Genomic DNA, 11,734 nt, shown 5'->3' on the forward strand with positions numbered 1-11,734 from the left:
TCTTTATAACATTAATGAAAAGGGAGAATTTGGTAGCAATGGTAGTATAGGAATAGTTAATGGAGTATTGTTTGAAGATTTATTAAAGCATTTAAGCTATATTACAAATGAAGAAGAATTGCTTTGCGAATTAGAAGTTAAATACCCCCAAAAACGAAACAATAAAATTGTATTTGCAAAAGAAATAAAGGATAGATAAATGAATAGCATAAACTCTAAGGAAATATACGATCTTAAAGCTCCGTTTGCACCAGGAACATATATAGAACTTTTCTTAGAGAATAACGACGATATACAAAGAAAATGGGGTTTTTTTGAATGTGATAGTCAAGCTAAAATGCAATTATTATTTGTATCGGATGATTATTTGCAAAGTTTTGATAGTTTTAGTACTTTAGTTGATATTGATGAAGATGGAGAATTAGAGTGCAATGATGATTACAATGCAACTTTAATTGAACAAGAAAATACAAATAAAATTGGCTTTTCTCTTCCTCTTTATAGAACAAAAGAAACTAAATTTGAAAAATATTATATTGTGGTATTTGCTTATGAAGGCGAAATGCCGACTTTACAAGATCCTTATGTGATCATTGATATGAGTTTTAGAGTGGGTATTGGAGAAGATGATAATGTTGCTAATGGTGTTAATCTTGCAAATTATCCCAAAAATATTCAAGAATGGAACCAAATATCACACATACAAAGTGTTTGGGATGCTGTTAAATTTTTCGAATGTCTATCTAAAAAAATAGGTGATACCTTTACTATTATGAGAGAAAATTTCTTTTCATTCTGTAAAAATAATCCTCAAATAGCAGGAAAAATTGCTTATATTTACTATAGATTTGACCTAGGTAGTCAATCTTTCATAGATAGCGTGGAAAATGATTTCAAAGACTATCAAAGAGATAGAGATTTTTATTTTCAAACTTGTAAAGATGTTTTGCTAAATTGCCCTATAGAAAAAAACAATCCTAAAACATTGAAAGAAAAATATGATGAATTGATGCAAGGTAAAAAATTGGATATAGCAATTTATAAAAATTTAATTAGTAAGATTGCAACCGCTATATGTGAAAAATTAGACTTAAATTTAATAACAAAAAATGGTGAAATAGATTTTTTCCAAGGAGACGAAGAAGAATGGGGAGAATATTACAAAAGACGCATACGTGTTAATGAAAATAATCTACATGATTTAAAAGAAATAATAAAAACTATGATTCACGAGATTAGACATTTTTATGTTGAAACTTATTATTATCCGGGACAAGGTATTTTAAGAGGATATTTGTTTTATGCACATGGATTCTCTATAAGCGATGATTATAAAATTTTATTTGATGGCTTTTATAAATTTGATGACAAAGAAAGGCAAGAAAATGCTTACGAAATACAACCAAATGAAAGAGATGCAAGATTTGTCGAAAAAATAATAGATTTTCTAGGCTAAAGAATGAAAATTAAACTTCCTGATTTAAAAAAATATGCTTTTAACAATAGATTAGATAAAACCATATATCTTGGCATAGAAACAAATATTTTATGTGTTGAAGATAGAATAAACGATATTTCAAATTTCTATAGTAGTAAATATAATAAAAAAATTAATGATTTAACCGCTATTTTATATATAGGAAAGGTAATATTTCAAGAAGAAAAAAACAACTTGTTTCCAAAATTTATAGCAAGTAATTTTGATATTAATTTTGAAAAATTAAATAATTTTTGGCTTAATGAAATAACAAACAACAAAGTGCAATATTTCAGGCAAAATAACAATATAATCTTATCCAAAGAACAAATTTACTCATATTTTGATGATTTACATTCCAAAAACATTAACTTAATTAAAAATTATTTTAATAAAATTTATGAAAATAGTGGCATTACCGCTTTAATCTATGACAAAAACAACCATAAAAACGATATATTAAATCAACTTGATACACTATCTAAACAAGATTATAAAATTACATTTAGCGATGAGCTTTTTTACGAATATTTAGTTTGGAGTCTAAATGACTTTTTAATTCCATATTTTTCTGGTAAATTTCAAGATGAAAATGAATTACTTTTTAATGCCGGTGCTTACACTACATATAAAGAATTATATCAAAAACAAATCAATCTTATACCAAATCCTTACTATGGAGAAAATTCTAATATCCCTTTTATTGATTTTTTCTATACCAATATAAATCCATTAAAATATGGGGTGGGTTATATCGAAGGTTATTTAAAATTTTTCAAACACTATCCAAATTCAAAGTTCCTTAAAAAAATGCCTCCAATAAAAGGATATAAATTTTATAGCCCTAATATTAACCATGATGGTAAAATTTTATCTTCAAATAAAGGAAAATTTTATTTTTCTCTAGCTGAAAATCCTCAAATTTTTATTTATTTTTTTCAAAAATATTACCCAAAAATTTGTAATCTTCCAAAACATTGGAACGAAATTATGTTTCAAAAGTTAAAATTAAACATTCCAAACGAAGAGTTATAATTTTTCTATATTCTTAATCAAACTGCTAATATTAGAATCGATTTTAATATTATGAGTTTGTAAATCAAAAATTGCAAAAATAAAAAAACCTAAAATACATCCAATAGGTATAACAACTAACGTAAATTTCATAAATCTGCGTTGAAAATACTGCCAAAATTTTTCCCTATTAGCTCCATTATAAGCCTTATCAAAAGCTGTCTCATCTGTTAAATTTATAAGAGGAGTTAAAGCCGATGCTATATTATTACAAAGATAAATAATTTTTTCCTCAACATCTTTTTCATGAGAATATTTTCCTCTATATCCTAAAATCAAGCAAACATATATGAATTCCAAAAAATCCTTGTTTTTGGATGGATTAGACAACCAAGAAAGCGCTATATCGTAAAAATTATCACCACCTAGAGTCTCATCAAATAACCTCACGGTTAAAGTATGATTTGCCCAAGAGCTATTAATAAATAAATCATTTTTCATTAGACTTTCATCTATAAATACACATAAACAATATCTTAATTTTATAATATCTTTCTCATCATACTCTTTAAAAGTACTTAATCTTGAACTCCAAACCAAAATTTCATTCACAAGCTTTTCTTTTAAATTCTCTATATAAGCAGTATCCAAAGAATGAACCTTAGATAATCTATAAACAAGTAAAAGAATTTCCAAGCAATTATCAACAACTTTATTGATTTCTAAACCTTTTAAATCACTTTCTAAAAGCAAAGATCCTTCTTTAAAATGTGATTCTTTTTGCATATTACTCCTTAAAATACAGCCCACATTTTTATATCAGGGTTTTTTATATTTGTTGTTAGATATAAACTTATAACATTTTCACCCTTAAAGTATTTAAACAGCTCATCTTTTTTGTCTAACTTGTAATAAATATAACCATTTAAATAAGGTATAGAAGATGGAATATTTGAAATTTGCTCTATGTTTATCCCTCGTAATTGTGTTGTTACTATACTTTTTATCCTACTTTGAGTATGAATTTTACTTTGAGTTTTAAAATTATATAATAAATACTCATGATTAACATCAGCACTAATAGCTAAAAATAATTCACCCTCTTCAATAACCGTAGGATTGTCAAATAACAAATCATAAAATCCATTGTTATTGTCAATTACTTGAGCCATAGTATATTTTGGAGAAGTTATTTTTGCAAATAAAACTCTCAGTTGATTAGTAAGTGGTAAAAAAGTGTTAGTCAAGTCATCATGATTATATACTATAAAATCAGAAAAGGAGCTTTCAGTACCAAAAGCACTAAGATCTCCTTGAAAATCAACTAATTTTTCATATAAATTTTCAGGATGTATTTTATCTTTATTGATTATATATGAAAAAATAAAATACCATTTTTTTAAAAGATTAAGCGATAAATATGTACTAAAATCCAAGGTGTTTTTAGTTTGATCTATACCCTTAAATACTTCAGTGAGTATTTCTTTATGCTGTTTAATTGAATGCGAAATTTCTTCTAAAAATGATTTAATATACGAAGATTTATTTAAATCTAAACAAGTGGGTATAAAACTTTCATCTAACTCTATTTTTTTATTTAAATCAATATTTTTGATTTTTGCTATAGGAATTTCAAGTTCATCTGGAGTTTTACTACCTAAAAAGCCCAATTTCAATCTTAAACTAGCTAAAGTAATGCTTATTTTTTCTTGAGAGAAAGTAATATTATCATTCTCATATTCATCTTCCAAATCAGTATGTTTAAAAACATCATTAGTATTATCATCATATATTCTTGAAGCTACAACACTTCTTAAACTAATGTATTTTGAATTAGGTATATTATTGTGTAAAGATATATCTGCTATAGAGGATAAACCCATAGGAATTTTAATAACAATAATAGAATTTACCAAAGAATCATAATTAACTTCCAAAGGCTCTGGAAGCTCATCTTGTTCTGGCGCATTAAAAATGCTACCATCTTTAGCAATTCCAGAAATTCTTTTAAGTGCTATTTTTCCTTGCATTAACATTTCATTGGAAAATTCTAAATCAATTATTCCATATAAATTATTGAAAGTTGAAATTGTCTTAAGATTAATATTTCTTTCAAAATATCGTTCTTGTTGCTCAAAATGAATTTTATCAATATTTAGCCCATTAAACCAAGCTACTTTTAGCTTATCTGCCATTATATTTTCCTTAGATTAAATATGTCTAATACCATCTTTTGTTATTTCAAATTTTAATGTTTTTTTAGTTCCAAAACCATTAGCATCATCTGTTTTTGCCCAAATTTTTGTTACCTTTTTAGTATTATTTGCAAATAAAACCAAAATACCAATATACGGCACTTCTTCATCTATAACTTTAAAAGCAATAATATTATCTTTAGGGGCAATTTGTAGTCTAATCGAGTCAATTTTATCTCTACCGAGTATAGCATCCTCTCTATTAATCAGCTCTAAATCACTAGCCTTTATAAATTTATTTACATCTTTTAGTTGATACACAATAACAGTCAAAGGAACATCATCATTTCTACTATTTAAATTAGAATTTTTTATATTATCAATCTTTACACTTACAACACTAGAGCAAGAACTTAAAAACAACCCCATGAGCAACATAACAAAAATTTTTCTCATTCCCATCCTTAAAAAAATACTTAAATAAATAACACTATAATTTTATTTTTTATTATAATTAAAAAAACTTTCAATAGTGCTTAGGAGATAAAAAATGATTTTCTGTGATCATTATGAAGAAAATTTAGAAAACTTAGAGATATTTCATTTACTTGAAGAAGAGATGACAAAATACAAAACATTAAATCATGAAAAAATACAATGGGATAAGGTATATGAATACTCATTAGATATTTTACAAAACAACTCGATGGATATGAAAATTTTCGCTTACTTTTCTTTATCATGTTTAGCATTAAATAACGAAGAGTGTTTTAAAATATTTTTAGAAATAATAATTTTTACAGAAAAATTATTTCGAGAAAAACCTGAAAATATAAGTAAAACATCTTCTATACTATTAAATCAAAAAAAGAAATACAAACAAATTGTTGAAAATTTTATTAATGAATTTAATAAAAATTCACCAAAATGCTCACAAGTCACAGCTAAAAGTTTAAATGAGTATTTTGAAAAATTACGCGAAATTTTAAATTGTAATTTTGCAAAATTAAACATTAAAGAAGAAATAACTCAAACTAAACAATCACCTCTTAAATCTCCAGTGACACAAGTAAATATCGATATAAAAAACACAAAATTATCTAATCTTAGTGATAGAGAATACAGAACATTATTAAATAATCTAGCAATAGAATTACTAGAAAATAACATTGAAAATACCAATGCTTATTCATTGTTTGCAGAAGCAGCTTGGGGAAGATTAAAAACCCTTCCACCGCATTCAGATTTTGTCACTAAAGTAAGATATCCTGATAGAAATTTAATAAAATTACTATTAGATAAAAATACGAATGAGTTAGATCAAATAAAATGTTTTATCAATAACCTTTCACTTAACCCTTTCTGGATAGAAGGATTTAAACTATTTTGTGATTTTTTACATCATCATCAAAAAGAACACTCCTTGAAAATTTTAAATTTACTAACTTGCAATTTTATTCTCAAATTCAAAGATATTACCAAGTTAAGATTTGACAACGGCGAATTAATGTGTAAAGAAGATACATTTAATTATTTTGTAAAACAAAATCAAGAAACTAATAAAAAAACACTCACTACATCCGATAAAAATAAAAAAGTAGAGCAATTACTCATTGAAATAAATAATGAAAATTATAATAATTCTTTATTTTGTAATATAAATTCTTTAATAGCCATGGCACAAGTTTTTGAAACAAACAATATGAAAAATAATGCAAAAATTATATACTTACAACTAGTTGAACTTATGGAAAAAACCTTATTAAAGGATTACTTAAGTGATGAGTATAATTATGCAAAAAACAAAACTAATAAAAAAATATAAACTTAGTTATTCTTTATTTAGTTTTATGTATAATTTAAAAAATAAATTTTAATTCAAAAAATAAGGAAGTAAAATGTCTGATGGATCAAGTGCACCAAAAGAACGCATAAATATAACCTACAAGGCAAAAACAAACGGGCAAAATGCAGAGATAGAATTACCTTTAAAACTTATGATAATGGCTAATTTAACAGGTAAAAATGAACAAAATTTAGAAGATAGGGAAATTGTGTCTATCAACAAAATAAATTTTAATCAAGTTATGCAAAAACTAGACATCAAAACCCAATTTAATGTTAAAAATACTTTGGGTGGAGGCGCTGAAGAATTAGATATCAACCTAAAAATATCTAGTATGAAAGATTTTTCGCCTGATAATATAGTGCAACAAGTGCCAGAGTTAAATAAACTAATGCGCCTTAGAGAAGCATTAATGGCTCTAAAAGGACCTATGGGTAATATTCCAAATTTTAGAAAAGCTGTTTTAGATGCTCTAAAAAATGAAAAAACCAAAGAGCAATTGCTTCTAGAAATCAAAAAAGAAAATAACGAAGAATAAAGGAAACATAATATGTCAAAAGATAAAGTAATTGATACTCCAATTATTGAAAGTATTATGGAAAAAAGCAAATATGCTAGAAATGATGAAAGCTATAGTATAGCAAAAAGAGGAGTAGCCGAATTTATTTCCGCAATAGTTGAAAGCGATAACATAGAAGATAAAATCAACAAATTTGCACTTGATGAAATGATTGCCCATATCGATGATTTATTATCAAAACAAATGGATGAGATTTTACATAATGAAGAATTTCAAAAATTAGAATCGACTTGGAGAGGACTTTTCTTCTTAGTAGAAAGAACTGATTTTAATGAAAATATTAAAATTAATCTTTTTGATATTACAAAAGAAGAAGTTTTAGAAGATTTCGAAAATAATCCAGACATCACCCAAAGTGTTGTTTATAAAAATATTTATTCTTCAGAATATGGACAATTTGGTGGAGAACCAGTTGGTGCTATAATTGGTGATTACCAACTAAGCACTACAAGTCCAGATATGACTTTTTTAAATAAAATGTCAAGCATAGCAGCAATGAGTCATTCTCCATTTTTAACTTCTTTAGGACCTAAATTTTTTGGTTTAGAAAATTATTCAGAATTAGCTAATATTCAGGATTTACAAAGTCTTCTCGAGGGTCCACAATACACAAGATGGAGAACTTTTAGAGAAAATGAAGATTCTAAATACACAGGATTAATGGTTACGAGGTTTTTGACAAGATCGCCTTATGATAGTGAAGAAAATCCCATCAAAAGCTTTAATTACAAAGAAAATGTTCACGCATCTCACAATCATCTATTATGGGGAAATTCAGCATATGCTTTCGCAACAAGATTAACAGAAAGTTTTGCTAAATACAGGTGGTGCGGTAGTATCATAGGACCAAAAAGCGGTGGAAGCGTAAAAGATCTTCCTACTTATTTTTATGAAAATTTTGGAAACTTAAAAGCTAAAATTCCTACTGAAGTTTTGATTACAGATAGAAGAGAATATGAACTTGCAGAAAATGGGTTTATAACTTTAACTCTAAGAAGAGACACCAATAATGCAGCATTTTTTTCAGCAAATTCTGCTTTAAAACCTAAAATATTTCCAAACACACCAGAAGGAAAAGAGGCTGAAACAAATTACCGCTTAGGCACTCAATTGCCTTATGTATTTTTAATTTCAAGATTAGCACATTATCTAAAAGTACTACAAAGAGAAGAAATTGGAAGCTGGAAGGAAAGAAGTGATATTGAAAATGGTTTAAACGAATGGGTTAGACAATATATTTCAGATCAAGAAAATCCACCAGCAGAGGTTAGAAGTAGAAGACCTTTTAGAGGGGCTCAAGTAAAAGTGGATAATATACCAGGGGAGCCTGGATGGTATAAGATTGGGTTGAGTGTTCGTCCTCACTTTAAATATATGGGTGGAAATTTTGAACTATCTTTAGTAGGTAAATTGGATAAAGAATAATAAATGTCTTTGTTGGATAAAATTATTCATTCATTGGATGAGCAATATAAAAATATCCCTTTTTATCAAAATGAATTTCAAGAAATAAAAAATAATATACAAGTTTTGCTTAATGCAAAACTTGATGACTGCTTAAGTGTTGAAGATTTTGGATTATCTAGTATGGAAAATCTAAATTTAAGCTCGACAGAACTTTGCTTGAACATGGCAAAAGAAATTCATAAACTCATAAGTAAATACGAAAAAAGAATTATAATTAATTCTATCACATATAATGATTCTTTAAAACCTTGGCAACTTTCATTTTTACTAAAATGTGTTTTTTGTAATGATAATTTTAAAGAATTTGCAATTGAAATTATATTTAAAAATAATCGATATTGCGAGGTTATCTAAAATGACACAAGATGATATACATTATTATCAAAAGGAGATTGCTTATCTTAATCATGCTCGGAAAATTTTTATAGATAAATTTCCCAAGTTAACCCCTTTTTTATCTTACGATAGTAAAGATCCAGATATAGAAAGAATTATTGAAAATTTAGCAATATTAACCTCTAAAATTCATCAAGAATTAGATCAAAATATACCCTATATTGCAGAATCTCTAATTAATATTCTTTCTCCAAATTACACCAACATTCTACCTTCTATGTGTATGCAAGAATTCAAATTTAGCGAAAACAGCAAACTCAACAGATTAATTATTCCTAAAAATAGTACAGTTAAATCTGTATCTATAGAAAAATGTGAATGTGAATTTAAAACAGTATATGATGTATATCTATATCCATTAAATATAGAGAATGTTTTTTTAGGAAGTGAAAGACAATATCATACATTAGATATACAACTTAGAGTTAGTAGAGAAGATTTAAACATAGAACATCTAGGTTTAGATAAACTAAGTATATACTTAGGGGATGATGTTTACACATCATCTACATTACTTTTTTATATGCATCAATATTTAGAAGAAATAAAAGTCATATCTCATGACACAAAAGAAGAATTTAAAATAAATACCCATAATATTAAAACTATGGGTTTAAAGCCAAACGAAAGTTGCCTATTTTATAATGACTTAGGATTTGAATCTTTTTCCTTGCTAAGAGAATACTTTTTTTTGCCTGAAAAATTTAATTTTATCTCAATACAAGGCTTGGATGTTTTACATGAGTGTAAAGGTAAATTAATTAGCATTTTTTTTAAATTTAATAAAACACTTCCTAAAAATTGTATTATAAAAAATGAATTATTCTCATTATCGACAACACCAATCATTAATATTTTCGAAAAAACAGCAGAACCTATCATCAATAATCACTCGAAAAATGGATATAGAATTTTTATCGATAGAACAAATTTAAATGCATATGATATAGTTCAAATAAAACAAGTCAAAGCACATAATAGCGACAGCGGGAGTAGAATTTTAAAAAATTATAAAAATTTTGAACGTTTTGAATTTATGCAAAATAAAATACAAGATTTTTACTACATTACAAATAAATCAAATTCCAAGCAAGATAACTTCAAAGAAATATCGTTTTTTTCCTCAAACAATACAAATGAAACAATCACAATGGATGTATTATGCTGTAATAAAAATTTACCGACCCGTTTAAAAATAGGCGATATCAATCTTATACCTTTTTATAAAGATGCTATTACGAAAAACATTACCATTCCAACGCCGATTAAGCAAGTTAAAACCAATGGTGATCTTTTATGGAAATTAGTTTCTATTTTGTCATTTAGTTATCAAACTCTTTTAACAAAAACATCCTTTTTTCAAGTTTTAGAAAGCTATAGCTTTCCTGATGATAAAACTTCTGAAGTAGTATGTCAATTACTTACCTCTTCAATAATTGACATACGGTCAAAACCAAGCTACTTAATTGATGAGCATATTACAAAAAAAGGCACTATGAGTATTATAAGTATAGATGATTCTAAATTTTATTCTTTGGGTGAAGTTTATAAGTTAGGATTAATAATTTCAGAATTTTTATCATCCTTTGTGAGTATTAATTCATTTTGTGAATTAAAAATTAAATGCATAAACTCAAAAGTGACTATACACTATCCTTTTAAAAAAGGAATTAAACCTATATTATGAACAATGCAAACTCTTATACCTTTTATAAACTTCTTAAAAAATTATTAAAAGATCATCCCAAAGAAGATATTTTTCTAAGGGTAAATAATGGCCTAATGCATCCTAACAAAGAAATCGAATATGTAAAATTCAATAAAAATATTAGTGATTTTCCCATTGAAATTATGATTAATTTTATGGGTCTACAAGGTAATACATCACAACTCCCTTCTTATATACTAGACAAGCTCTCTAGGAATGAGGATGGCGGGGATGGATGGAGTTTATTTTTTGATTTCTTCAATCACCATCTTCTTTGGATTTTTTTTGAAATTACCACTCTTAACAATTATCCAAAAAGTTTTGATATTAACTTCAACGATAGAATTTCTAAAATACTATTTTCTATGTTAGGTATCAATGACACAAAAATTGCAAAGAGATATCTGCCTTTTGCACCGTTATTACTAAGTTTAAGAAGACCTAAAAGTTATATTGAAAGAATTTTACAAATCACTTTTAATTTACAAAATCAATTAAATATTATAGAAAATATACCCCATCAAATTTACATAAGACACATACAATTAAATAAATTAGGAAGTAAAAATCATATTTTAGGAAAAAATCTAATCTTAGGAAAAAAATTTCTATCTTACCAAAATAAAATAGCTATTTATATAAAAGATATACACTATGATGAAGCTTTAAAATACTTTCCAAACGCAGAAAAATACAAAGAGCTTAAAGAAAGTATATTATTTCTAACTAACAATGAATTTTGTGTTGATTTATATCTTAAAATTATTTTTAATAAAAGAATGCTGTTTAAGCTAGGAGATTACTCTCACTCCAAATTAGGATGGGGTAAAATTTTAGGAAAAAAAATAAAAAATTACGAAATAATACATATTAAACTTCATGAATAATTTTTATATTTATCAAAATATATCATTTATTCATCTATATTAAAATCAAATACATAAGATCTGAATTTTTATTATTTAAACTATTGATATTATTAAATTTTAATAATACCCAATATTATGAAAATAACCATAAATTAACAACAAGCTTATATTAATCCAAAACT

At 25.9% G+C, this 11,734-nt stretch carries 11 protein-coding genes and 1 pseudogene; 9 read left to right on the forward strand and 3 right to left on the reverse strand.

The window, feature by feature from the left end:
- From L8X38_RS08145 to L8X38_RS08155, 3 genes and pseudogenes are all read left to right on the forward strand, one after another.
- Positions 1-199: pseudogene (locus tag L8X38_RS08145) on the forward strand (hypothetical protein); the annotation flags it as partial.
- Positions 200-1,456: a hypothetical protein gene (locus tag L8X38_RS08150; protein WP_263659967.1), complete on the forward strand. Its 1,257-nt coding sequence runs from the start codon at positions 200-202 to the stop codon at positions 1,454-1,456.
- A 3-nt stretch (positions 1,457-1,459) separates the two neighbouring features.
- Entirely contained in the window at positions 1,460-2,512 is a 1,053-nt protein-coding gene (locus L8X38_RS08155; RefSeq protein WP_263659966.1) for a hypothetical protein, read from the forward strand.
- Here the strand turns inward: L8X38_RS08155 and icmH are convergent.
- Genes icmH through tssJ form a run of 3 tightly spaced genes read right to left on the reverse strand, consistent with a single transcriptional unit; the run spans position 2,507 to position 5,142 of the window.
- A complete protein-coding gene (gene icmH, locus L8X38_RS08160; RefSeq protein ID WP_263659965.1) occupies positions 2,507-3,277 on the reverse strand; it encodes a type IVB secretion system protein IcmH/DotU in 771 nt (256 codons plus the stop codon). The genes L8X38_RS08155 and icmH overlap by 6 nt on opposite strands.
- An 8-nt stretch (positions 3,278-3,285) precedes the next feature.
- Positions 3,286-4,686, reverse strand: a complete 1,401-nt coding sequence (gene tssK / locus L8X38_RS08165; protein ID WP_044598839.1) for a type VI secretion system baseplate subunit TssK — start codon at positions 4,684-4,686, stop codon at positions 3,286-3,288.
- A 15-nt stretch (positions 4,687-4,701) separates the two neighbouring features.
- Entirely contained in the window at positions 4,702-5,142 is a 441-nt protein-coding gene (gene tssJ / locus L8X38_RS08170) for a type VI secretion system lipoprotein TssJ (RefSeq protein WP_147575446.1), read from the reverse strand.
- A 94-nt stretch (positions 5,143-5,236) separates the two neighbouring features.
- On the opposite strand from tssJ, the gene L8X38_RS08175 reads away from it, so the two are divergent.
- The 6 genes from L8X38_RS08175 (at position 5,237) to L8X38_RS08200 (ending at position 11,570) form a co-directional block, all read left to right on the forward strand.
- Positions 5,237-6,511 (forward strand): TssA family type VI secretion system protein, encoded by a 1,275-nt coding sequence (locus tag L8X38_RS08175; protein WP_263661745.1) that lies wholly within the window; start codon positions 5,237-5,239, stop codon positions 6,509-6,511.
- A 73-nt stretch (positions 6,512-6,584) separates the two neighbouring features.
- Complete coding sequence (gene tssB / locus L8X38_RS08180) at positions 6,585-7,070, forward strand: type VI secretion system contractile sheath small subunit (RefSeq protein ID WP_039626294.1); 486 nt, start codon at positions 6,585-6,587, stop codon at positions 7,068-7,070.
- 12 nt (positions 7,071-7,082) lie between these two features.
- On the forward strand, positions 7,083-8,537 hold the full coding sequence (tssC, locus tag L8X38_RS08185; RefSeq protein ID WP_044598842.1) for a type VI secretion system contractile sheath large subunit: 1,455 nt from the start codon (positions 7,083-7,085) through the stop codon (positions 8,535-8,537).
- A 3-nt stretch (positions 8,538-8,540) separates the two neighbouring features.
- The gene (locus tag L8X38_RS08190; RefSeq protein WP_066007556.1) at positions 8,541-8,933 is read left to right on the forward strand and encodes a GPW/gp25 family protein; all 393 of its coding nucleotides are present in this window, start codon (positions 8,541-8,543) and stop codon (positions 8,931-8,933) included.
- A gap of 1 nt (position 8,934) precedes the next feature.
- Positions 8,935-10,662: a type VI secretion system baseplate subunit TssF gene (tssF, locus tag L8X38_RS08195; protein ID WP_263661746.1), complete on the forward strand. Its 1,728-nt coding sequence runs from the start codon at positions 8,935-8,937 to the stop codon at positions 10,660-10,662.
- Positions 10,659-11,570, forward strand: coding sequence for a type VI secretion system baseplate subunit TssG (locus L8X38_RS08200; RefSeq protein ID WP_263661747.1), 912 nt, complete (start codon positions 10,659-10,661; stop codon positions 11,568-11,570). Before tssF ends, L8X38_RS08200 begins: the two co-directional genes overlap by 4 nt.
- Positions 11,571-11,734 lie beyond the last annotated feature (164 nt).

The organism is Campylobacter sp. CNRCH_2014_2452, assembly GCF_025772865.1.
Lineage (GTDB): Bacteria > Campylobacterota > Campylobacteria > Campylobacterales > Campylobacteraceae > Campylobacter_D > Campylobacter_D lari_D.